The following is a 22,212-nucleotide window of genomic DNA, read 5'->3' on the forward strand; positions in this document are numbered from 1 at the left end:
GATCGGACCGGCCCCGGTGCGTCCGCTCAGACCCGGACAACGCTCAGCGACTCCTTGTTGTCGGCCAGGTCGACCCGGACGGTGTCGCCGTCGCGCACCTCGCCGGCCAGCAGCGCCCTGGCGAGCCGGTCGCCGATCGCCGACTGCACCAGCCGGCGCAGCGGCCGGGCGCCGTAGATCGGGTCGTACCCGTGCTCGGCGAGCCAGCTCCGGGCCGCGTCGGTGACCTCCAGGCCGAGCCGCCGGTCGGCGAGCCGCCGCCGCAGCCGGTCGAGCTGGATGTCGACGATCCCGCGCAGTTCCTGCCCGGTCAGCGAGGCGAAGACCACGATGTCGTCGAGCCGGTTCAGGAACTCCGGCTTGAAGTGCGACCGGACCACCGCCAGCACCGCCTCCCGGCGCTCCTCCTCGCCCAGCGTCAGGTCGGAGACGACCGCCGTGCCGAGGTTGGAGGTGAGGATCAGGATCGCGTTGCGGAAGTCGACCGTACGCCCCTGGCCGTCGGTGAGCCGGCCGTCGTCGAGCACCTGGAGCAGTACGTCGAAGACGTCCGGGTGCGCCTTCTCCACCTCGTCGAGCAGGATCACCGAGTACGGGCGGCGGCGCACCGCCTCGGTGAGCTGCCCGCCCTCCTCGTACCCGACGTAGCCGGGCGGGGCACCGACGAGCCGGGCCACCGAGTGCTTCTCGGCGTACTCGCTCATGTCGATCCGCACCATGGCCCGCTCGTCGTCGAAGAGGAACTCCGCGAGCGCCTTGCCCAGCTCGGTCTTGCCGACGCCGGTCGGGCCGAGGAAGAGGAAGCTGCCGGTGGGGCGGTCCGGGTCGGCGACCCCGGCCCGGGCCCGGCGTACCGCGTCGGAGACCGCGGCCACCGCCTCGGCCTGGCCGACCACCCGGGCGCCGAGCGACGACTCCATCCGGAGCAGCTTCGCGGTCTCGCCCTCCATCAGCCGGCCGGCCGGGATGCCGGTCCAGGCGGCGACCACCGCGGCGATGTCGTCGGCGCCGACCTCCTCCTTGAGCATCGCCCCGTCGGCCTGCAACCCGGCGAGTTCGCCCTCGGCCCGGGTCAGCGCGGCCTTCAGCTCGGGGATCCGGCCGTAGCGCAGCTCGGCGGCGCGTTCCAGCTCGCCGTCCCGCTCGGCCCGCTCGGCCTCGCCGCCGAGCCGCTCCAGCTCCTCCTTGGCGGTGGAGATCCGGGTGATGTGCTCCTTCTCCAGCCGCCACCGCTCGCTGAGCGCGGTGAGCTGCTCGCGCTTGTCGGCCAACTCCTTGCGGAGTCGTTCGAGCCGCTCGGCCGAGGCCGGGTCGGGCTCCTTGGCCAGCGCCATCTCCTCGATCTCCAGCCGGCGTACCGCCCGCTCGATCTCGTCGACCTCGGTCGGCCGGGAGTCGATCTCCATCCGGAGCCGGGAGGCGGACTCGTCGACCAGGTCGATCGCCTTGTCCGGCAGGAACCGGTCGGTGATGTACCGGTCGGAGAGGCTGGCGGCGGCGACCAGGGCGGCGTCGGTGATGCGTACCCCGTGGTGCACCTCGTAGCGCTCCTTGAGCCCGCGCAGGATGCCGATGGTGTCCTCGATGGTCGGCTCGCCGACCAGCACCGGCTGGAAGCGCCGCTCCAGCGCCGGGTCCTTCTCGATGTGTTCGCGGTATTCGTCCAGGGTGGTGGCGCCGACCATCCGCAGCTCGCCCCGGGCCAGCATCGGCTTGAGCATGTTGCCGGCGTCCATCGAGCCCTCGCCCTTGCCGGCGCCGACCACGGTGTGCAGCTCGTCGAGGAAGGTGATGACCTGGCCGTCGGAGTTCTTGATCTCCTCCAGCACCGACTTGAGCCGCTCCTCGAACTGCCCCCGGTACTGCGCACCGGCGACCATCGCGCCGAGGTCGAGCGAGACCAGCTTCTTGTCCCGCAGCGACTCGGGGACGTCACCGGCGACGATCCGCTGGGCCAGCCCCTCGACGATCGCGGTCTTGCCGACGCCGGGCTCGCCGATCAGCACCGGGTTGTTCTTGGTACGCCGGGAGAGCACCTGGATCACCCGGCGGATCTCGGCGTCCCGGCCGATCACCGGGTCGATCTTGCCGTCCCGGGCGCTGGCGGTGAGGTCGACGCCGTACTTCTCCAGCGCCTGGTAGGTCTGCTCGGGGTCGGCGGTGGTGACCCGGCGGTCGCCGCCGCGTACCGCCGGGAAGGCGGCGACCAGGTTCTCCTCGGTCGCGCCGGCCTGCTTGAGGGTGCTGGCGACCGCGCCGCCGACCCGGGCCAGCCCGGCCAGCAGGTGCTCGGTGGAGGTGTACTCGTCGCCGAGCGGCCGGGCGATCTGTTCGGCCGCGCCGATCGCGTTGACGAACTCCCGGGCCAGGCTCGGCTCGGCGACGCTCGATCCCCGGGCGGCCGGCTGGTTCTCCACGGCCCGGGCGGCGGCCCGCCGGATGTCGGCCGGATTCGCCCCGACCGCGCGCAGCAGTCCGGCCGCGGTGGACCCGCCGGTGTCCAGCAGGGACAGCAGCAGGTGCCACGGTTCGACGGTGGCGTGGCCGCGCTGGTTCGCCGTCGCGACGGCGCCGGTGATGACTTCGCGGCTCTTCGTGGTGAGGCGTTCGGCGTTCATGGGGCTCCCAATACGGTCCGCCGGCCGTGGTACGGGCCGGCATCGGCAGCGTGGCGGGCGGTGACGCCGCCGCCCGGCGACACCACCTCCAGTACGAACGACACAACCAGAGTTGAGTCTATTCCACTCAACTCTATCGCCGTGACATCAGTCACACTCACTCGCCGGTCGGTCGGCGTCACCGCCGCCACCAGCACACCGTCCGACCACCCCCGACGCCGCTACCGGCCCTCGATCGACAACCGGTACGGTTGGTTACGTGCGAGTACGTGTTGAGCAGACGGCGTTGCCCGGGATCGGCGTACGTCACGACGTGGTCACCGCCTCCGGACGCCGGCTCGGTGTGGTCACACACCGCAACGGCCGACGCGATCTGGTGCTCTACGACCCGGACGATCCGGACTCCTGCACCGCCGACGTCCCGCTCACCGACGACGAGGCGGAGGCGCTGGCCGACATTCTCGGCGCCTCCCTGATGCTCGGCCAGCTCTCCGGGCTGCGCCAGCAGGCCGCCGGGCTGCTCACCGAGCAGATCGCCATCCCGGCCGGCTCGCGGTACGTCGGCCGGCGGCTGGGCGACACGCAGACCCGCACCCGTACCGGCGCATCCATCGTCGCGGTCCTGCGGGAGCGCGAGGTGATCGCCTCACCCGATCCGACCTTCCGGTTCGAGGCCGGCGATGTGGTGGTCGTGGTTGGCACCCGCCAGGGACTGGACGGTGTCACCGCGATCCTCGCCGAGACCGACCCGGACGGCTGAGGCGTATGCACCACACCACAGTCCTGCTCATCGAAGTGGGCGCGCTGCTGCTCGCCCTGGGACTGCTCAGCCGGCTCAGCCGGCGGATCGGGCTCTCGCCGATCCCGCTCTATCTGCTCGCCGGGCTCGCCTTCGGGCACGGCGGGCTGGTGCCACTCTCGGCCAGCGAGGAGTTCTTCGAGGTCGGCGCCGAGATCGGCGTGATCCTGCTGCTGGTCATGCTGGGCCTGGAGTACTCCGCCGACGAACTCGTCGGCAATCTGCGCGCCGCCGCTCCGGCCGGACTGATCGACGGCCTGCTCAACGCGCTGCCCGGTGCGGCCTTCGGGCTGCTGCTCGGCTGGGGCTGGATCGGCGCGATCGTGCTGGCCGGGGTCACCTGGGTCTCCTCGTCCGGCGTCATCGCCAAGGTGCTGGCCGACCTCGGCCGGGTCGGTAACCGGGAAACTCCGGTCATCCTGTCGGTGCTGGTCATCGAGGACCTCGCGATGGCGCTCTACCTGCCGCTGGTCACCGCGATCCTCAGCGGCCAGAGCCTGCTCGGCGGCGGTATCGCGCTGGCCGTCGCGGTCTTCACCGTGGTCGTGGTGCTGGTGGTGGCGATCCGGTACGGCCACTTCATCTCCCGGATGCTCTCCGCCCGGGACCCGGAGGCGCTGCTGCTCGGCGTACTCGGGCTGACCCTGCTGGTCGCCGGCATCGCGGCCGGCCTCCAGGTGTCGGCGGCGGTCGGCGCGTTCCTGGTCGGCATCGCCCTCTCCGGGCCGGTGGCACACAACGCGACCGAGCTGCTCTCGCCGCTGCGGGACCTCTTCGCCGCCGTCTTCTTCGTCTTCTTCGGGCTGAACACCGATCCCCGGGCGATCCCGCCGGTGCTGCTGCCGGCGCTGGCCCTGGCCGTGGTCACCATGGCCACCAAGGTGCTGACCGGTTACGTGGCGGCGAAACGGGTCGGCATCGGGCTGCCGGGTCGGTGGCGGGCCGGGCTGGCCCTGGCACCGCGCGGCGAGTTCTCCATCGTCATCGCCGGGCTGGCCGTCGCCACCAGCGTGGTCAATCCGCAACTCGGCCCGCTGGCCACCGCGTACGTGCTGATCACCGTGGTGACCGGCCCGATGTTGGCCCGGCTGCCCGACTTCGCCTGGTTCAAGCGGTGGCTGCGCCGCCGGGCCGCCCCCGGTAGCCCGGCACCGGCTCCGGCGACGGAGTGAGTCGGGGCGCGGCGGGTGTCGCGCCCCACATACCGGGATCACCGTTCGGCCGGTTCCACCAACGCGTAACGGGTTGATGAAATAGCACGTGGCGACCCTTTCGCAGGTTGGCAACAGCGCGTTACCGTGTCGCCGCAGTAGCCACAGGTACCCGCGGTGCCGGCGTGCCGGCAGCCGCGCGAGCGGAAAGGCGGCCCGTTGAGCGTGCAGGACTCCGCGTTCCGGGGCTTTGCCAACCCGGTGGACCCGTCCCCCGCCGAGCTTCGGGCCTGGGCCTACGAGCCGGACTCGGTGCCGTTGCACACGATGCCGAAGGACTGGGACCTGCTGGTCTCGGGAGACCGGCTGATCGGCACCCTCTTCGATCTGGCGATGGACCCGTCCTGTCCGGCCCGCCGCTTCGCGCTGCACTGCCTCTACATCTACGCCGCGGACGGCATCCGGACCAAGTTCCAGGCGCACCCGAAGCGGCGGTTGCGGAAGCTGGTCGAGCAGGCCGAGCGGGTCGGTGACGAGCCGATGGTCATCTGGGCGCACAACACCCGGATGCTCCAGGCGAGGCCGGAGCTGTTCGACTACCGCGACTGGTGCGAGGGCGGCCTGGTGCGGCAGGGGCGCCGGTTGAGCTGAGCCCGGGCGAGCGGTGGGCCGGGACCCCCCGTGGACCCCGGACCACCAGCTGGTGCCGGCGCGGAGCACGGGACCTGACCTGCGTACCGGAGGACCGCGACCGCGGAACTCGCGCCATCAGCCAGGTTACTGATCTCACCGGTCCGGCGGGCCGGAACCGGGCAGCGGGCCGGGCGGACCATCGGGGTTCGCTGTGCCGGCCGGGACAGGAAGAGCTGGCGCTCGAAGCACCTCTCGACGAGCGCCAGCGGAGTTCTTCGCTTGAAGCGTCACGACGCCGGTCGGCGGTTGCCGTACCGGTGCGTGTGGATGTCGCCCTGCCTCGTGCCCACCGGGACCCGTTCCCGGCGAGGACTAGTCGCACCGCATCCAGTTGAAGTGGTACGTCGTGCTGACGCTGCTGTCGGTCGAGTCCATCATCATGAAGCTGGTGGTCTTCGGGTCCGACGTACCGCGGTTCACCCGCAGCTCGGTGTTGATGTTCAGCAGCCGGACCTCGCCGCACGGGGCGTAGACCAGTTCGGCCATGTCCGTGACGTCGGTGGTCTGCCAGTTGTCACTGAGCGGACCGGGGATGTTGTGCGTCTCGGTCGCCGTCGGCGACGTCCCCTGGATGTAGTAGCTCGCCCGTTGCATGCCGCTGGCGCCGCGTTCGAGGTGGGCGAAGCCGCGGTAGTCGGCCTGCCGGATCGCGTACGTGAAGCCGCCCGGGACGTTCACCTGGAGGACCAGTTGGCAGTTCTTCCGGAAGTCGGTCGGTGCGGCACCCGCGCCGGCCTGGGCGAGGTAGTCGCTGTAGGTCACCGTGAAGGCGGTGTTGTCCGGCGCCGCGGCGACCGCCGCCGTCCCGAGCCGGCAGCCCGACCCGTTGACCGTCTTGACCTCGATGGTGATGCGCTCGGCCGGCGGATTCGTGGTCGGCACGGGGTCGGCGAGTACCGGCAGGCCCATTAACGACGCCGCCAGGCTGCCGATGACTAATGTGTGCAACATTTCCGGGGCTCCCTTCGGTCACCGTCGCGCGAGCCGTTGCCCGCGCGATGTATCAAACGTCATCCATCGATCGGATGGCCCTCTTCGCCGGTGCCCGCTCGGCCCGGACAATCCCCGACCGGGCGGGCCCCCGCCCCCAGGGCCGGGATGCCGGAGCAGATTCCCGCATCCCAACCCGGAGGCATCACGTCAGGACTCTTCGCACTTCTTCCATGCGAAGTGGTAGATGGTGTTGATGCCACCATCGGTCGAGTCCATCGCCATGAAGCTGGTGGTGGTCGCCGGGTTGGACGTCCCGACGTTCACCCGCAGTTCGGTGTTGATGTTGAGGAAGCGCATCTCCCCGCAGGGCGCGTAGCTCACCGAGGTGAGTTCCGAGGTGTCGGTGGTCTGCCAACTGTCGTCCAGCGGGCCGCTGAAGTTGTGGTTCTTGTACGTCGTCGGCGAGGAGCCCTGGAAGTAGTAGTTCGCCCGGGACACCGCGGTCGCACCGTTGGCCAGGTAGGCGTAGCCGCGGTAGTCGGCCTGGAGAATGGCGTAGGTGAAGCCCTCCGGGACGTGTACCTGCAGAGCCAGCTGGCAGTTCTTCCGGGCGTCGGTCGGCCGCGCCCCCACGCCGACCTGGGCGAGATAGTCGCTGTAGGTCACCGTGAAGGCGGTGTTGTCGGGGGCGACCGCGACGGCCGCGGTCCCGGCCGGGCAACCCGAGCCATTGATGGTAATGACCTCGATGACGATCTGCTCTTCCGGAGGCTCCACAGGCGGATCCGTCGGGATGACAATCCCGCCGAGCATCGAGGCAACGAGACTGCCAATGGCCAGCACACTGATCATGGGTTCCCTCCCGATCGTGGCGATAATGTCGCGCGCGCAGCCACACTTTAACGCTATTAATTGATGTTCGTCAATGTCCTAAAGTTGAATGAGTAATGGCCGAAAAGGTGGTAGTACTGCGACTTGCGGCGGAAAACGCGGAGGGCCCCTGGGTCAGCACGATGGACATTCAATTCCATCGGCCGACCCAGGGGCCCTAATTCGCGCTAACCCCACAGACCGCCGTAAGGGGACGCGTTTACGGCGTCGCGATCAGCACTCTTTCCAGCTGAGGTGGTAGACGCTGCGCACACTGCCCCGGCTCGAGTCCATCGCCATGAAGCTCGTGCCGTTGTCCGCGTTGCCACCGTCGACCCGCAACTCGGTGTTGACGTTGAGGTTCCGCGCCTCGCCGCAGGGTGCGTAGACCAGGGCAGCCGCCCGGTCGGAGGTACGCCAGCCGCCGTTGTACGGCCCGGTGAACTCGTGGCTGGTCTGCGCGGTGGACGAGCTGCCCATCCAGTAGTAGTGCGAGTGCTGCGAGCCGCTGGCCCCCCGCTGGAGGTACGCGTAGCCCTGAAGGTCCACCTGGGCCACCGCGAAGGTGAGCCCCTGTGGGATGTTCACCCGCAGGTTGAGCTGGCAGTTCTTCCTGAACTCGGTCGGCTTCGCCCCGGCACCGGCCAGGACGAAGTAGTCGCTGTAGCTCACCGTGAAGGCCGTGTTGTCGGCTGCGGTGCTCACCTCGGCCGTCCCCGCCGGGCAGCCCGATCCGTTGACGGTCTCCACGCTGATGGTGATCCTCTCGGCAGGAGTCACCAAAGGCTCGGTAGCTACCGTCGAGGCAAACAATGCCGCGAGTACGCCGCCGACAGCCATCACGTTGGACATGGTAGTTCCCTTCCGGTCGTCGCGATGCGGTCGCGCCCGCAGCCCACCATAGTCATAACATTGATGGCCGTCAATAAAACAATCTTGTAACCCAGGACATTTCAAGAACTGCTGATCAATTGCGTCGGATCAGATCACAGGCATCCGCAGGACCGCGTCATAGCGCGGCACCGGGACACTGTTCGGCGACCCGCCGCCCACCCCGACTCGCGGGGACGGGACGGACAAGACGCTCCATGACCTTTGCCGGGCGTACGACGGAAAGATCCGGCGATCAACAGACCACCGGACTCCGACGTCACCGCTATGTACGGTGATGGCTGGCGGCGCGCTCGGGGTAATGGTTTCCGAGCCTTCTCGCTAATGGATTACGAGAATCGGGCGTAATGTTCCCGAAACACCCAGGGTAATGGTTTCGGACACCCCACGGGGGTATCCCGACGTCCCGTGATGCGGGAACGGCCACCCCCGGGTCGGTTCGGCGCCCCCGGCCGACCTCGGATCAGGCCGAGGGGTCGGCGCTGCGGCGGGGGCGCCAGACGACCAGCGCGGTGGAGGGCCGGTTGGTCGGCACCAGGTCCCGGCGGGGCAGCCCGCCCAGCGCCTCCAGCTCGGCCACCCGGCGGTAGGCGGCCTCCAGCTCGGCCTGTAGGCCCGCGATCCGCTGCTGGAGCTCGTCGACCATCTGCTCCAGCACGATGATCCGCTTGATGCCGGCCAGGTTGACGCCGTCGTCCTGGCTGAGCCGCTGCACCTCACGGAGCAGCGCGACGTCGCGGACGCTGTACCGGCGCCCGCCGCCCGGGGCGCGGCCGGGCTGCACCAGCCCCATCCGGTCGTACTGCCGCAGCGTCTGCGGGTGCATGCCGGCCATCCGGGCCGCGACCGAGATCATCAGAACCTTGGCGTCGGACGCCTGCTCGATCGAGACGACGACGTACTCCTCGGCCACCTTGATCACCTCCGCGTTGCCAACAGCTCAGTTGAAACGACGCACCCGGGCGTCGAGATGTTCCCGTGCCGCCGCCGGGGTCTGCGCGGCGAACTCCTCCAGTGCCTTCCTCGCCTCCGGCGAGAGCTGCTCGGGGACCACGATCTCCACCGTCACCAGCAGGTCGCCGGCCTGGCCGTCCCGCCGGACCACACCCCGGCCCCGGGCGCGCAGCGTACGGCCGCTCGGGGTGCCCGGCGGCACCCGCAGGGTCACCGCCGAATCCAGGGTGGGCACCCGCAGGTCCGTCCCGAGCACCGCCTCCGCGATGGTGATCGGCACGGTCAGGGTCAGGTCGTCGCCGCTGCGCCCGAAGAGGTCGTCGGAGCGGACCTTGACCAGGACGTACAGGTCGCCGGGCGGGCCGCCCCGGTCACCCGGCTCACCCCGGCCGGCGAGCCGGATCCGCTGGCCGTCCGCGACCCCGGCCGGAAACCGGACGTTGAGCGTGCGGGACTTGGTCACCCCACCGGTACCCCGGCACTCCGGGCACTTCTCCTCGACGATCGTGCCGACGCCCTGGCACTCCCGGCACGGCTCCGAGAAGCTGAACGAACCCTGGTTGCGGGTGACGACCCCGGCTCCCCGGCACTGCGGGCAGGTCTGGGGCAGCGTCCCCGGCTTGGCGCCGTCACCGTGGCAGGTGTCGCAGACGCCGGGAGCGCGCAGCGTCAGCGGCACCGTGACCCCGCGTACCGCGTCGCCGAAGTCGAGCATGACCTCGGCCTCCACGTCCCGGCCCCGGGCCGGGCCACGGGTCCGGGTCGGACCGCCGCCGGAGAAGATCGAACTGAACAGGTCGGAGAAGCCCGCCCCGCCGAACCGGCGGTCACCGCCGGCCGCGCCGCCCGGCTGGCCGGCCCCGCCGAAGAGGTCCGAGACGTCGAACGGATAACCGCCGGGCCCGCCCGTCCGGGCGTTGCGGCGGAACGCGCCCGACCCGAAGAGCGAGCGCATCTCGTCGTACTCCTTGCGCTTGCGCGCGTCGGCGAGCACGTCGTACGCCTCGGAGACGGCCTTGAACCGCTCCTCGGCCTGGGCGTCACCCGGGTTGTGGTCCGGGTGCGATTCCCTGGCCAGCTTCCGGTACGCCTTCTTGATCTCGTCAGGAGAGGCGGACTTGGCCACCCCCAGCACGGCGTAGAAGTCCTTCTCCAGCCAGTCTTTGGAACTCATCGGTCGTCCACCCCCTTCCCCTGTGGCGCGGTCGAGGTGCCGCCCGCACCCCGTCCGACGGACGGCGTACGGACGGCACCTCGACCGCGACGCACCGGCTCAACCTCGCTTCGACCCGGTTTCCGCTGGCGCCGGAGCGCTCACTCCGGCTCCGGGTCGGCCACCGCGACCATCGCCGGCCGCAGCAGCGCGTCGTTGACCTGGTAGCCGCGGCGCAGTACCTCCACACAGGTCGGCTCGGTGACCTCGGCCGAGGTCTGGTGCGCGACCGCCTCGTGCTGGTTCGGGTCGAAGGGGTCGCCCTTCTCGCCGAACGGGGTCAGCCCGAACTTGGCCAGTGCCCCGATCAACTGGTCCGCCACCGTGCCGAACGGCCCGACCAGGTCGCCGTGCTCACGGGCCCGGTCCAGGTCGTCGAGGACGGGCAGCAGCGCGGCGAGTACGACCCGGGTGGCCCGGTCGGCGTCCCTGGCCCGCTCCCGGTCCATCCGTCGGCGGTAGTTGGCGAACTCCGCGGTCACCCGCTGGAGGTCCCTGGTCCGCTCGTCCAGCTCCGCCCGGAGCGCCCCGAGCTCGGCGCCGAGCGGGCCGGGCCCGTCGGCGTCGGCCTCGGTGACCGGCTTGACCGGGGCGTCCACCACCGGCCCGTCCGTGCCGGACGGCGGTCCCTCCGCCAGCACCTCGGCGAGTTCGTCCTCGTCCACCACCGGGGAGGTCGGGTCACCGGAGTCGTCGGTGGTCGCCCCGCCCCGTTCGGTCGTCGCGTCGTCGATCACCTCCGGCCCGTCCTCGGCCGACTTCGCGTCGTCCACGGAGGCGGCGGCACCGCTCGAACCGGTGTCGTCGACCTCACCGGCGGCCACCACCGGCTCGGCGTCACCCGGCGGCTCCGGATCCGGGTTCGGGTCCTTCGCCGCCAGCCTGGTGCCGTCGGTCGTACCGTCCGGGACCGGCTGCTCGTCGGTCAGATTGATCTTCCGGTTGTTCCGGATGACGACGCCCTCGCCGGCCGTGCCCGAGGCAGGGTCGGCGGTCGCGGAGCCACCCGGCGCCGACCCGGTGGGTTCCGGATCGGCGGCTCGTGGCTTGTCCGTCATTCAATTACCTCGATCCGTTGTGCTTACGGCCAGCCCGGGTACGCACCGAACGCGTCGTCACTTCTTGTCGTCCTCGTCGACGATCTCCGCGTCCACCACGTCGTCGGCGCCGCCCTTGGCACCGGTCGGGCCGCCCTCCGGGCCGGCACCGGCGGCACCCGGCTGCCCCTGCTGCTCGGCCTGCTGCTGCGCGTAGAGCAGCGAGCCGGCCTCCTGGGAGACCTTGAGCAGCTTCTCGTGCGCCGACTTGACGTTCTCCAGGTCGGTGCCGCCGAGCGCGGAGCGCAGGTCGCCGAGCGCCTCGTTGATCTTGTCGCGCGGCTCGGCCGGCAGCTTGTCCCCGCTCTCGGCGAGGAACTTCTCGGTCTGCCACTGGAGCTGCTCGGCCTGGTTGCGGGTCTCCGCCTCGTCCCGGCGCCGCTTGTCCTCGTCGGCGTGGTCCTGGGCGTCCCGCATCATCCGCTCGATGTCGTCCTTCGGCAGCGCCGAGCCGCCGGTGATCGTCATCGACTGCTCCTTGCCGGTGCCGAGGTCCTTCGCGTTGACGTGCACGATGCCGTTCGCGTCGATGTCGAAGGTGACCTCGATCTGCGGTACGCCGCGCGGCGCCGGCGGCAGGCCGGTCAGCTCGAAGGTGCCGAGCTTCTTGTTGTACGCCGCGATGTCCCGCTCGCCCTGGAAGACCTGGATCAGCACCGACGGCTGGTTGTCGTCGGCGGTGGTGAAGACCTCGGAGCGCTTGGTCGGGATGGTCGTGTTGCGCTCGATCAGCTTGGTGAAGATGCCGCCCTTGGTCTCGATGCCCAGCGACAGCGGGGTCACGTCGAGCAGCAGGACGTCCTTGACCTCGCCCTTGAGCACACCGGCCTGGAGCGCGGCACCGACCGCGACGACCTCGTCCGGGTTGACGCCCTTGTTGGGCTCGCGGCCGGTGAGCTGCTTGACCAGCTCGGAGACGGCCGGCATCCGGGTCGAGCCGCCGACCAGGATCACGTGGTCGACGTCGGAGACCTTGACCCCGGCGTCCTTGATGGCCTGGTCGAACGGGCCCTTGCAGCGGTCGAGCAGATCCTGCGTCATCCGCTGGAACTCCGCCCGGGTCAGCGTCACGTCGAGGTGCAGCGGCGCCGACGGGGCACCGTCGCCACCCGCCGGGCCGGCGGTGATGTACGGCAGGTTGATGCTGGTGGTGGTGGCGGCGGAAAGCTCGATCTTGGCCTTCTCGGCCGCCTCGCGCAGCCGCTGCATCGCCATCTTGTCCTGGGACAGGTCGACGCCGTGCTGGCCACGGAAGGTCTTCACCAGGTGGTCGATGATCCGCTCGTCCCAGTCGTCGCCACCGAGGTGGTTGTCACCGCTGGTCGACTTGACCTCGATGACCCCCTCGGCCAGCTCCAGCAGCGACACGTCGAAGGTGCCGCCACCGAGGTCGAAGACCAGGACGGTCTGCTCCTTGGAGCCCTTGTCCAGCCCGTACGCCAGCGCCGCCGCGGTCGGCTCGTTCACGATCCGCAGCACGTTGAAGCCGGCGATCTCCCCGGCCTCCTTGGTGGCGGTCCGCTGGGCGTCGCTGAAGTACGCCGGAACCGTGATCACGGCGTCGGTGATCCGCTCGCCCAGGTACGCCTCGGCGTCCCGCTTGAGCTTCATCAGCGTCCGGGCGGAGATCTCCTGTGAGGTGTACTTCTTTCCGTCGATGTCGACGGACCAGTTGGTGCCCATCTCCCGCTTGACCGACCGGATGGTCCGGTCCGGGTTGGTCACCGCCTGACGCTTGGCGACCTCACCGACGAGCACCTCGCCGTTGCGGGCGAACGCGACGATAGAAGGAGTCGTCCGCGAGCCCTCGGCGTTCGCGATGACGGTGGGCTCACCGCCTTCGAGAACGCTGACGCAGGAATTCGTCGTGCCGAGGTCGATGCCGACCGCACGTGCCATCTTCGCTTCCTCGCTTCGTTACAAGGCAGGTGACGGGCACCGCCCGCACTGCACCCACCGCAAGTTGAGTGGACCGGACTCAATAGTGCCACGATCCGCCGTACGTGCAAAGTCGGACTTGAGTCACATCGACGCAACCCACCCCAGGGCCCTCACCACTGCGAATCCCTCCACCCGTCGGCGCATCGACAGTGGTCGTGGGGATCCGGACACCCGGCGAGGAAAGCGACGGCCGGCGCCGCGCTGATCCGCGAGCAACCGTGCCTGTTGTCTGTGTTGCAGGGATCGGGCAGTCTTTACCCCGTGACGACCCACGGCGAACCGGCCACCGGCCTCGGCACGCCCCTGGTCGGCCCGGAAACCCCCATCGCCGACGCGGATCGCGAGCCGGCGGAAAGCACCCCACGGCACCCGCCGGCCGACGACCCGGCCGCTGCGACCGAGGAGCTGCCGACCGCCCCCGTGCCGCCCGGGACCGCCCCCGCAGCGGACTCCCCGGCCGGGGACGGGTCCGACCTGCGCTGGGCGCTCACCCGGCTGCGGGCCGCGATCGACGTCACCGCCTATCCGCTGACACTGCCCGGGGCGGACGAGGCCCGACAGCTCGGCTCGACGCTGCGCGCCCAGCTCGCCGACTACCTGCTGCCGCGACTCGCCCGGCTCGACGCGCCGCTGCTGGTGGTCGTCGGCGGCTCGACCGGCGCCGGCAAGTCGACCCTGGTCAACAGCCTGGTCCAGGCCCGGGTCAGCAGCGTCGGGGTGCTCCGGCCGACCACCCGCTCCCCGGTGCTCGTCTGCAGCCCGCTCGACTCGGCGTGGTTCCGCCAGGGCGACCTGCTGCCCGGACTGACCCGGACCACCACCCCCGGGGACCAACCGGACACCCTGCACCTGGTCACCGCGCCGGCCCTCCCCGCCGGGCTGGCCTTCCTGGACGCCCCCGACATCGATTCGGTGGTGGACGCCAACCGGGTGCTCGCGGCCCAACTGCTCGCCGCCGCCGACCTCTGGCTCTTCGTCACCACCGCCGCCCGGTACGCCGACGCGGTGCCCTGGGAACTGCTGCACACCGCGCGGCTGCGCGGCACCGCGATCGCGCTGGTCCTCGACCGGGTACCACCGGCCGCCACCGACGAGGTGGCCGCGCACCTGGCCGAGATGCTCGCCGAACACCAGCTCGGCGCCGCATCCCTCTTCGTACTCCCCGAGACCGTCGTCGACGGGCAGGGGCTGCTACCCGGACGGCTGACCGAGCCGCTGCGCTCCTGGTTCGGCCGGCTCGCCGCCGACTCGGAGGCCCGGGCCGCGGTGATCCGGCAGACCCTGCACGGCGCCGTCGCCGCACTGGTCCCGGCCGTCGAGAGCCTGGCCACCGCCGCCGACCAGCAGGCGAACGCCGCACAGGCGCTGGACGAACGGGTCCGCAGCGGCTATCGGGGCGCCCGCCGCTCGGTCGAGGAGGCGCTGCGGGACGGCCGGCTGCTCCGGGGCGAGGTGCTGGCCCGCTGGCAGGAGTTCGTCGGTACCGGTGAACTCTTCCGCACCCTGGAGGCCCGGGTCGGCCAGCTCCGCGACCGGGTCGTCGCCGCGCTGACCGGCCGACCCGCCCCGAACGCCCAGCTCCGCAGCGCGATCGAGTCGCAGCTCGTCACCCTGCTGCGCGAGGCGGCCGCCACGGCCGCCGAGCAGACCGCCGCGGCCTGGCAGACCCACCCGGCCGGCGCGGCACTGCTCACCCCCGAGCTGTCCCGGCCCGCCGAGGACCTGCCCGAACGCGCCGAGCGGCTGGTCCGGGACTGGCAGCGCGGCGTACTGGAACTCGTCCGCGCCCAGGGCGGCGACAAGCGGTTCGTGGCCCGCAGCGCGGCGTACGCGGTGAACGCCACCGGCCTGGCGGTGATGATCGCGGTCTTCGCCTCCACCGCGTTCATCCCGACCGGCCTGGAGGTGGCGGCGGCCGGCGGCACCACCGTCGCCGCGCAGAAGGTACTCGAAGCGATCTTCGGCGACCAGGCGATCCGTACCCTGGCCACCCGGGCCCGGGCCGACCTGCTCGGTATGGTCGACCGACTCTTCGACGAGGAGGCGGCCCGCTACCTGGCCCGCACCGCGGCGGCCGGTGTCGACGCCGCACACGGCGACCAGCTCCGCGAGGCGGCCCGGCTGGTCGACGCCGCGCGGGGCGACGCGGGCGAGACGGCCGGAGCGGAGGCGACCCGATGACCGACATCCTGGGCAGGGTCCGGGACGCGATCCGCCCCGACCAGCGGGCCGACCCGGACCGGCTGGTCGAACGCCTGCACGCGGTCAACCGGTTCCTCGGCGCCGTCGACGGCCACCTGCCCGACGAACGGCTGGTCGCGGCGCACACCCTGATCGAGCGGGCCGGCACCCGGCTGGCGCTCTCGCTGAACCACACCGTGGTGGCGCTGGCCGGTGCCACCGGCAGCGGCAAGTCCAGCCTCTTCAACTCGCTGGCCCGGTTCGAGATGTCACCGGTCGGGGTGCGCCGGCCGACCACCGGGGTCACCCACGCCTGCGTCTGGGGGCCGCTGGACGACGCGACCCGGCTGCTCGACTGGGTCGGCGTACTGCCCCGGCACCGGTTCGTCCGGGAGAGCGCGCTGGACGGCGCCGACGAGGCGGCCCTGCACGGCCTGGTCCTGCTCGACCTGCCCGACTTCGACTCGGTCGAGTGGTCGCACCGCTCCGAGGTGGACCGGCTGCTCGGCCTGGTCGACCTCGTCGTCTGGGTGGTCGACCCGCAGAAGTACGCCGACAAGGTACTGCACCGCAGCTACCTGCGCGAGTTCCACCGGCACCGGGACGTCACCGTGGTGGTGCTCAACCAGGCCGACCGGCTGGGCCCGGACGAACTGCCCCGGGTGCTGGCCGACCTGCGCCGACTGGTCGACGCCGACCAGCTCGACGGGGTGCCGGTGCTCGCCACCTCGGCGCTGACCGACGCCGGTACGGCACCGCTGCGGGCCGCCCTGGAGCAGGCTGTCGCACAGCGGCAGGCCGCGCTGCGCCGGCTCTCCGGCGACGTCGACACGGTCGTCGACGGGCTCGGCGATCTGGTCGACTCCGGACGGGCCGACGACGACGTCGACCGGCCGACGATCCGGCGGCTGATCGACGCGCTGGCCGGCGCGGCGGGCGTACCAGCGGTGGCGGAGGCGACCGAGCAGGCGTACCGGCACCGGGCGGTGGCGGCGACCGGCTGGCCGCTGGCCCGGGGCCTGCGCCGGCTCCGCCCCGACCCGCTCCGCCGGCTGCACCTGGCCGAGGCACCCGCCGAGCCGGAACGGGTACCCGAGCCGGGTGGACTGCTCGGCCTCGACCGCCCGCCGGTGGCCGCGACCTCGGTACCCGAGCCGACCGCAGCGCAGCGTTCCGCGGTCGGGCTGGCCGTCCGGGCGGTCGCCGACCGGGCTGCCGCGACCCTGCCCGGTCCCTGGTCGGCGGCGGTGACCGCGGCGTCCCGGTCCCGGCTGGCCGACCTGCCCGACGCGCTCGACCGGGCCGTCGCCACCACCGACCTCGGGATGGACCGCCGGCCGGTCTGGTGGCGGCTGGTCAACGCCGTGCAGTGGCTGGTGACCGTCGCCGCCGCCATCGGCCTGGGTTGGCTGCTCTTCGGCTACGCGGTACGCGCCCTCGGGCTGCCGGAACTGGACTACCCGATGGTCGGGGCGGTGCCGCTGCCCACCGTCGCGCTGCTCGGCGGCCTGCTCTGCGGTGCACTGCTCTCCCTGCTGGTCAAGCCGGTGATCAGGTGGGCGGCCCGGCGGGCCCGGTGGCGGGCCGAGGGGCGGATGCACGACGCGGTGGCCGAGGCCGCCCGGGGGTACGTGGTGACCCCGGTCCGCGAGGTGCTGCGCGCGTACGCCGAGGCGCGGTCCGCGCTGGCCGTCGCGTCGGCACGTCGCCGATGACCGACGGCACCTCGACGAACGACAGCGCTCCGACGAACGAGAGCGCCCCGACGAACGACGGCGCGTCGGCGACCCTCGGCAGGTGGCGGCCGGTCCTGGTCCGGGGCGGGCTGGCGCTGCTCGGCATACTCCACGTCTCCTGGGGAGTGCCGGCCGTACTGGCCCCGCGCTGGTTCTTCGACAACTTCCCCGGTTTCGGGCTGGCCTGGACGGCCGGCTACCCGCCGTACAACTCGCACCTGATGACCGACGTGGGGGCGGCGTTCCTGACCCTCGGCGTGATGCTGCTGGCCGCCGCCCGGTTCGACGACCGGCGGGTCACCGCCGTGGTGCTGACCGGTCTGCTGATCTTCAGTACCGTGCACCTGGTCTTCCACCTGGGGCACGTCGGGACGCTGAGCAGTGCCGATCTGCTCGCCAGCCGGGGGACGCTGCTGCTCGGCGTGCTCGGTCCCGGCGCGCTGCTGATGCTGGACCGCCACCGACGGGCGTAGGGTCGATCCATGGCCTCGCCTCGGACCCCCTTTGAAGCCGTGCTGCATGCCGCCCGCGACGTGACCAAGCTCGACTGCGCGCTCGACGCCGAAATGCTCGGCACCGCCCTGCTGGGCAGCGTCTACGCGATCGCGGAGGAAGACCGCAACAACGCCGTCCGGGACTTCGTCGGCGACTTCCTCTCCGCGACCTCCCGTCGGCGTACCGCCGCCGCGACCACGATCCGGACCGTCTTCGCGGCCCTGGTGCCGGACGCCGCCGGTGCCGCCTCGGTCAAGCCGGGAACGCAGGCCCCGTCCTGGTCCGGCCAGCTCGGCAAGGTACGCCTGACCGGCAGCTACGCCTACGGCGACGTGTACGGCGACCAGACCTCCTACCTCGCCACCTTCGCCTACGACGACACCGCGTCGGGCGGCCCGGAGCACGCCGTGGTGGCCCTGGTCGACCACAACATCGGGATCACCAAGGACGTCTTCGTCGGCGGCCCCGCCGAGAGGATCCTCGGACAGGTCCGGGAGATGTGTGCCGGCGACGCGCTGACCTGGTTCCGCGAGGAGGATCCGGCCCGGCTGCGCGACGAGGTGGCCCGGCACCTGGACATCACCGACGAGCTGGGCGACCTGCCCGACGAGGGTTCGCTGGCCACCGACCGGACGCTGGTCGGTGCCCGGCTGGCGTTGCTGCCCCGGGCGGCGTCGACCGCTGCCCTCCCCGACGAGCCGGAGCCGCTCTCCTCGGCGGAGCGGGACCGGCTGGTCCGGGCCTTCCTCGCCTCGCCCGAGGCGGCCCGGTTCGGGCTGCCCGAGGTGCCCGAGGCCGACCTCGCCTCACTGCACTTCTGCCTCAGCCTGGTCCTCGACCACTCGGCGAGCTTCTCCGACCCGGATCCGCTGCGGTGGAGCCCGGCGGTGGCCGGTCTCTTCCTGCTCGACTGGGTGCACCGGCGGGCGGTACTCGACATGGACGACGCGGCGATGCTGCCCCGGGTGGTCCGGAGCTGGGCCGCGTACGCCGCCCGGCTGCGCGGACTGCCGGCCGAGGCGGCGGCCCAGACCGACACCTCGGTCGAGGAGATGGTGCCGGAGTTCGTCCGGCTCTACACCACCGGGGAGCGGCGCAGCCCGGCGACGGCGGCGGTGGCCCAGCTCATCGCCGACGGCGTCGACCCGAACGACCCGGCGGCGCTGGACGCCTGGATCGAGGCGAACCGGCAGCGCCTGGACGACGACCCGGTGTAGCGAGTCGCCGCCGAGTCCTCCCCGCCCGCTCAGTCCTCCCCGCCGGGTCGGCGCAACAGCTTCGCCCGGCGGGCGGTCAGCGCGGGCAGGTCCACCCGGAGCGGCCACGGGTGCCCGGTCGCGAACGGCTCGGTGGTGTAGTGGGTGACGTAGCGGTATTTCCGGCTGCCGGGGTCGAGCACCAGTTCGGCGAGGGAGATGGTCGGCTTCTCCTCCTCCGGCACCACGATCCAGTACGCCGGGACCCCGGCCCGGGCGTAGAGGGCCCGCTTGGTCTCGGTGTCCCGCAGCGCCGAGGTCGGCGACACCACCTCGACGACCAGCAGCGCGTCGGTGATCGGAAACGGGGTACGCCGCAGGTGCTCCGCCCGGGTCACCACCACGTCCGGCCGGGGCTCGTTGTGCTCGTCGACAGTGGTCGACTGGTCGGTGCCGACCACGTAGTCGTCCGATGGGTTGGAATCCCACAGGACGTTTGCGATCCACCGGGCGACGGTGTTGTGGTCGATGGTGGCCGAGGGGGACACGATGAGGCGCCCGTCGATCAGCTCGTAGCGCCGGCCGTCATCGGGCAGGGCGTGCAGGTCTGCCGTGGTGTAGCCGTGCGGGCCGGGCCGGTCGAGGGCGATCGGGGCGGCACTCATCGGAGAACCTCCGGGATCGGTCGGGGAAGCCACGAGGTCAAGGCTACGGGTGGGGCGGTCACGGGCGCCACGCTGACGGAGAGCACCGACGTTTTCACGTAACGGCGACGGGGCGGCGCGAGTGCGCCGCCCCGTCGTCCGCGTACCGGTCAGATCAGCTCGCGACCTCGTGGTCGTCGTGCAGGCCGCCACCGCCACCGGCCGGCGCGGTGGTGCCGCTGGCCGGGCCGGTCGGCGGGGTGCCGAGGCTGCGGGTGTCGTAGGCGTACGTGATGAGTGCGTGCGCGATCGCGTCGGACATCTCGTCGATCGCCTTCAGGCTGATGTTGTCGATGTCGTCGCAGGCCTGGTGGTAGCACGGGTCGTATGCGGCACCGGCGGTACCGCCGTAGACCCGGGCCTCCTCGGCCGTCTTGACCAGTTCGGCCCCGGTGAAGAGGCCGCCGGACGGGATGTCCACCCCGGCCGCGATGAACGGTCCGTAGTCACTGCGTCCGGAGAACGGCGTCTCGGCCGAGGCCAGTCGCTGCGACCGGAAGTAGTCGTGGAAGAGCTTCTCGATCGCTCCGGAGCCGGGCGGTCCGGCCGCCGACCCGGTGCCGGGCGGGAAGGCCGAGTTGTCGCCGTCGTAGACGAACCGGACGTAGTTCGGCGAGCCGACCATGTCGAAGTTCAGGTAGAGCGCGATCCGGTCCCGCTCCGCCTGCGGCAGGTTGGCGATGTAGTACGTCGAGCCGACCAGGTTGGCCTCCTCGGCGCCCCAGAGCGCGAACCGGACCTTGTTCTTCGTCGGGAACCAGCGCATCTGCTCGGCGATCTCCAGCAGCGCGGCACTGCCGCTGCCGTTGTCGTTGATGCCCGGACCCTCCGGTACGGAGTCGAGGTGGGCGCCGGCCATCACCACGTTGCCCGGGTCGCCCCAGCGCGACTCGGCGAAGATGTTCTCGGTGGTGGCCTGTCCCCGGAAGGTGTCGGTGAAGACCCGCAGGGTGAGCCCGCCCGCGACCTGGCCGACCAGTTCCTGGCCGAGTGCCTGCGAGACGCCGAGGGCGGCGAAGTCCAGGGTGTACCCGTTGCCGAGGGTCCCGGAGAGGTCACCCGGGATGTTGTTGTAGATGACCACCGCCGCAGCGCCGGCCGCCGCCGCCGTACTGGCCTTCTGTCCGAACGGGCAGGTGCCCCGGCTGATCACGACGATGGTGCCGACGTTCGCCGGGCCGAAGTCGCCGGGGTTGCAGCCCTGGGAGTCGCCGGTCGGCACGCTGGCCGGGGCGGTCACGTCGGCGCTGCCCGAGTAGCTCATGATCCTGTGTGGCAGGTCGCCGGCCGGCGCCGAGACCCGTTCCAGTTCGGACGGAGTGTCGATCAGGAAGGTCTGGAAGTCGAACGCCTGCCGGGTGACCCGGTATCCGGCGTTCCGGAACACCTTCTCCGCGTAGTCGACCGACCTGTCGTATCCGGGTGCACCCGAGGCGCGGTTGCCGTTGTTCCGGTCCGCGATCTTTTGTAGTTCCTTGAGATGCTTCTGTACGCCCTTGGCGGTGACCGCCTTGCGCAGCACCCAGGAGCCGAGGCTCCCCAGGCCGGAGCTGGCCTGTGCCGGCGCTGGTGCCGCCGCCACCGCGAGTGCTGTCACGAGCGTGGTGGCCAGTAGGCCACGGCTCCACCGTTTGCTGGTGCGACCCACGCTGCCTCCCTGTCGGGTCACCGGGGTTACCGGTCTTATCGAGGGAGGTCAGCATAGCCAGACGTCACTGACCGGTGAATAGTCCACACGAGTGTGCTTACCGGCCGGTAGGCGGCACGGGTGCGCATGATCGGCCATCGATGGCCGGCAGGCCGCGACCTGGGAGAGCAGGCCGGGCCCGCCGGCACCACCGGTGACCGGGCTGGCCCCCCGCCAGCCGATCGGGGCGACGGCGCCGGCCCGGAGGCCGGCGCCGCCGAAGGCCGTCGTTGCCGGTCGACGACCTCGTCCCGGTAGTTCGGTCCGGCCGGTGAGGCGGGACCGAATCCTTTTTCGTCCTACTGACGATAACCACTGTGGTAGCTTCTCGTCAAGGTGGTGATAATTCAGATGGCCGAGTACCCGCCGTTCGCCGTGACCGTCGACCTGGTGGTCCTCACCGTGCGGGCGGACGAGCTCTGCATCCTGCTGGTACGCCGGGGCATACCGCCGTACCAGGACCGCTGGGCGCTGCCCGGCGGGTTCGTCGGGTTCGACGAGGACCTGCCGGACGCCGCCGCCCGGGAACTGACCGAGGAGACCGGGATCCCCGAGCCGATCGGCCACCTCGAACAGCTCGGCACGTACGGGTCGCCGAAACGGGACCCCCGGGGCCGGGTGGTCACGGTGGCGTACCTGGCGCTGCTGCCGGACCTGCCGACGCCGGTGGCCGGTACGGACGCGGCGGCTGCGGACTGGCTCCCGGTGTCCCGGGTCGCCGACGCCCGACTCGCCTTCGACCACGACGTCATCCTGGCCGACGGGCTCGAACGGGCCCGGGCCAAACTCGAGTACACCCCGCTGGCCACCGCGTTCTGCCCACCGGAGTTCACCATCGCCCGGCTACGTACGGTCTACGAGACCGTCTGGAACAGCCGGTTGGACCCGCGCAACTTCCACCGCAAGGTCACCAGTACCCCCGGTTTCGTCGAGCCGGCCGGCCGGGTCACCGAGGGCGACCGGGGACGGCCGGCCCAGCTCTTCCGGCGCGGCCCGGCCGAACTGCTGCACCCGCCGATGCTCCGCCCGCCGGTCACCGGGCACTGAGCGGCA

The 22,212-nt window shown here is 71.5% G+C and carries 18 protein-coding genes; 8 read left to right on the forward strand and 10 right to left on the reverse strand.

Going from position 1 to position 22,212, the window contains the following annotated elements:
* Nucleotides 1–26: 26 nt before the first annotated feature.
* Nucleotides 27–2,618, reverse strand: coding sequence for an ATP-dependent chaperone ClpB (gene clpB, locus C6361_RS32555; protein ID WP_107270077.1), 2,592 nt, complete (start codon nucleotides 2,616–2,618; stop codon nucleotides 27–29).
* 259 nt (nucleotides 2,619–2,877) lie between these two features.
* Here clpB and C6361_RS32560 point away from each other — a divergent pair, with 259 nt between their 5' ends.
* The 3 genes from C6361_RS32560 to C6361_RS32570 all read left to right on the forward strand — a co-directional run bounded on the left by C6361_RS32560 (nucleotide 2,878) and on the right by C6361_RS32570 (nucleotide 5,219).
* A complete protein-coding gene (locus tag C6361_RS32560; RefSeq protein ID WP_107262611.1) occupies nucleotides 2,878–3,378 on the forward strand; it encodes a cation:proton antiporter regulatory subunit in 501 nt (166 codons plus the stop codon).
* Between the two features lie 5 nt (nucleotides 3,379–3,383).
* Complete coding sequence (locus tag C6361_RS32565; RefSeq protein ID WP_107270078.1) at nucleotides 3,384–4,589, forward strand: cation:proton antiporter; 1,206 nt, start codon at nucleotides 3,384–3,386, stop codon at nucleotides 4,587–4,589.
* 198 nt (nucleotides 4,590–4,787) lie between these two features.
* Nucleotides 4,788–5,219 carry a hypothetical protein gene (locus C6361_RS32570; RefSeq protein ID WP_107262609.1) on the forward strand — a complete coding sequence of 144 codons (432 nt, stop codon included), beginning with the start codon at nucleotides 4,788–4,790 and terminating at the stop codon, nucleotides 5,217–5,219.
* A 354-nt stretch (nucleotides 5,220–5,573) separates the two neighbouring features.
* Here the strand turns inward: C6361_RS32570 and C6361_RS32575 are convergent, their stop codons facing one another.
* The 7 genes from C6361_RS32575 to dnaK all read right to left on the reverse strand — a co-directional run bounded on the left by C6361_RS32575 (nucleotide 5,574) and on the right by dnaK (nucleotide 13,118).
* Nucleotides 5,574–6,212, reverse strand: coding sequence for a DUF4360 domain-containing protein (locus C6361_RS32575; protein WP_107262608.1), 639 nt, complete (start codon nucleotides 6,210–6,212; stop codon nucleotides 5,574–5,576).
* 189 nt (nucleotides 6,213–6,401) lie between these two features.
* Complete coding sequence (locus C6361_RS32580; protein WP_107262607.1) at nucleotides 6,402–7,046, reverse strand: DUF4360 domain-containing protein; 645 nt, start codon at nucleotides 7,044–7,046, stop codon at nucleotides 6,402–6,404.
* Between the two features lie 252 nt (nucleotides 7,047–7,298).
* Nucleotides 7,299–7,844, reverse strand: a complete 546-nt coding sequence (locus C6361_RS32585; protein ID WP_234359153.1) for a DUF4360 domain-containing protein — start codon at nucleotides 7,842–7,844, stop codon at nucleotides 7,299–7,301.
* Between the two features lie 574 nt (nucleotides 7,845–8,418).
* Nucleotides 8,419–8,811 carry a heat shock protein transcriptional repressor HspR gene (locus C6361_RS32590; protein ID WP_107264418.1) on the reverse strand — a complete coding sequence of 131 codons (393 nt, stop codon included), beginning with the start codon at nucleotides 8,809–8,811 and terminating at the stop codon, nucleotides 8,419–8,421.
* Between the two features lie 84 nt (nucleotides 8,812–8,895).
* Complete coding sequence (gene dnaJ / locus C6361_RS32595; RefSeq protein ID WP_107262605.1) at nucleotides 8,896–10,083, reverse strand: molecular chaperone DnaJ; 1,188 nt, start codon at nucleotides 10,081–10,083, stop codon at nucleotides 8,896–8,898.
* A 140-nt stretch (nucleotides 10,084–10,223) separates the two neighbouring features.
* On the reverse strand, nucleotides 10,224–11,180 hold the full coding sequence (gene grpE / locus C6361_RS32600) for a nucleotide exchange factor GrpE (RefSeq protein WP_107262604.1): 957 nt from the start codon (nucleotides 11,178–11,180) through the stop codon (nucleotides 10,224–10,226).
* 57 nt (nucleotides 11,181–11,237) lie between these two features.
* Nucleotides 11,238–13,118: a molecular chaperone DnaK gene (gene dnaK / locus C6361_RS32605; RefSeq protein ID WP_107262603.1), complete on the reverse strand. Its 1,881-nt coding sequence runs from the start codon at nucleotides 13,116–13,118 to the stop codon at nucleotides 11,238–11,240.
* A gap of 303 nt (nucleotides 13,119–13,421) precedes the next feature.
* Here dnaK and C6361_RS32610 point away from each other — a divergent pair, with 303 nt between their 5' ends.
* From C6361_RS32610 to C6361_RS32625, 4 genes are read left to right on the forward strand one after another with little or no spacing between them, the layout of a single operon-like run.
* Nucleotides 13,422–15,341 carry an ABC transporter gene (locus C6361_RS32610; protein ID WP_369930837.1) on the forward strand — a complete coding sequence of 640 codons (1,920 nt, stop codon included), beginning with the start codon at nucleotides 13,422–13,424 and terminating at the stop codon, nucleotides 15,339–15,341.
* Nucleotides 15,338–17,056, forward strand: a complete 1,719-nt coding sequence (locus tag C6361_RS32615; protein ID WP_107270079.1) for a GTPase — start codon at nucleotides 15,338–15,340, stop codon at nucleotides 17,054–17,056. The genes C6361_RS32610 and C6361_RS32615 overlap by 4 nt, the downstream gene beginning before the upstream one ends.
* Nucleotides 17,053–17,550, forward strand: a complete 498-nt coding sequence (locus tag C6361_RS32620; protein ID WP_107270080.1) for a hypothetical protein — start codon at nucleotides 17,053–17,055, stop codon at nucleotides 17,548–17,550. The genes C6361_RS32615 and C6361_RS32620 overlap by 4 nt, the downstream gene beginning before the upstream one ends.
* 9 nt (nucleotides 17,551–17,559) lie before the next feature.
* On the forward strand, nucleotides 17,560–18,789 hold the full coding sequence (locus C6361_RS32625) for a hypothetical protein (protein ID WP_107262600.1): 1,230 nt from the start codon (nucleotides 17,560–17,562) through the stop codon (nucleotides 18,787–18,789).
* Nucleotides 18,790–18,818: 29 nt separating this feature from the next.
* Here the strand turns inward: C6361_RS32625 and C6361_RS32630 are convergent, their stop codons facing one another.
* Together C6361_RS32630 and C6361_RS32635 are read right to left on the reverse strand one after the other, a co-directional pair.
* Nucleotides 18,819–19,433, reverse strand: a complete 615-nt coding sequence (locus C6361_RS32630) for a Uma2 family endonuclease (RefSeq protein ID WP_107270081.1) — start codon at nucleotides 19,431–19,433, stop codon at nucleotides 18,819–18,821.
* A 154-nt stretch (nucleotides 19,434–19,587) separates the two neighbouring features.
* Nucleotides 19,588–21,120: a M28 family metallopeptidase gene (locus C6361_RS32635; RefSeq protein ID WP_107270082.1), complete on the reverse strand. Its 1,533-nt coding sequence runs from the start codon at nucleotides 21,118–21,120 to the stop codon at nucleotides 19,588–19,590.
* Nucleotides 21,121–21,510: 390 nt separating this feature from the next.
* On the opposite strand from C6361_RS32635, the gene C6361_RS32640 reads away from it, so the two are divergent.
* Nucleotides 21,511–22,206, forward strand: coding sequence for an NUDIX domain-containing protein (locus C6361_RS32640; RefSeq protein WP_107270083.1), 696 nt, complete (start codon nucleotides 21,511–21,513; stop codon nucleotides 22,204–22,206).
* The last annotated feature ends 6 nt before the right edge of the window (nucleotides 22,207–22,212 follow it).

Origin of the sequence: Plantactinospora sp. BC1, assembly GCF_003030345.1 — a bacterium.
In the GTDB taxonomy this organism is placed as follows: domain Bacteria; phylum Actinomycetota; class Actinomycetes; order Mycobacteriales; family Micromonosporaceae; genus Plantactinospora.

Bases quoted from the DNA above. Each gene is read 5' to 3' on its own strand.
- clpB (WP_107270077.1), bottom strand. From the start codon at position 2,618: ATGAACGCCGAACGCCTCACCACGAAGAGCCGCGAAGTCATCACCGGC.
- C6361_RS32565 (WP_107270078.1), top strand. From the start codon at position 3,384: ATGCACCACACCACAGTCCTGCTCATCGAAGTGGGCGCGCTGCTGCTC.
- C6361_RS32575 (WP_107262608.1), bottom strand. From the start codon at position 6,212: ATGTTGCACACATTAGTCATCGGCAGCCTGGCGGCGTCGTTAATGGGC.
- C6361_RS32580 (WP_107262607.1), bottom strand. From the start codon at position 7,046: ATGATCAGTGTGCTGGCCATTGGCAGTCTCGTTGCCTCGATGCTCGGC.
- C6361_RS32590 (WP_107264418.1), bottom strand. From the start codon at position 8,811: ATGATCTCGGTCGCGGCCCGGATGGCCGGCATGCACCCGCAGACGCTG.
- dnaJ (WP_107262605.1), bottom strand. From the start codon at position 10,083: ATGAGTTCCAAAGACTGGCTGGAGAAGGACTTCTACGCCGTGCTGGGG.
- grpE (WP_107262604.1), bottom strand. From the start codon at position 11,180: ATGACGGACAAGCCACGAGCCGCCGATCCGGAACCCACCGGGTCGGCG.
- dnaK (WP_107262603.1), bottom strand. From the start codon at position 13,118: ATGGCACGTGCGGTCGGCATCGACCTCGGCACGACGAATTCCTGCGTC.
- C6361_RS32615 (WP_107270079.1), top strand. From the start codon at position 15,338: ATGACCGACATCCTGGGCAGGGTCCGGGACGCGATCCGCCCCGACCAG.
- C6361_RS32620 (WP_107270080.1), top strand. From the start codon at position 17,053: ATGACCGACGGCACCTCGACGAACGACAGCGCTCCGACGAACGAGAGC.
- C6361_RS32625 (WP_107262600.1), top strand. From the start codon at position 17,560: ATGGCCTCGCCTCGGACCCCCTTTGAAGCCGTGCTGCATGCCGCCCGC.
- C6361_RS32630 (WP_107270081.1), bottom strand. From the start codon at position 19,433: ATGAGTGCCGCCCCGATCGCCCTCGACCGGCCCGGCCCGCACGGCTAC.
- C6361_RS32640 (WP_107270083.1), top strand. From the start codon at position 21,511: ATGGCCGAGTACCCGCCGTTCGCCGTGACCGTCGACCTGGTGGTCCTC.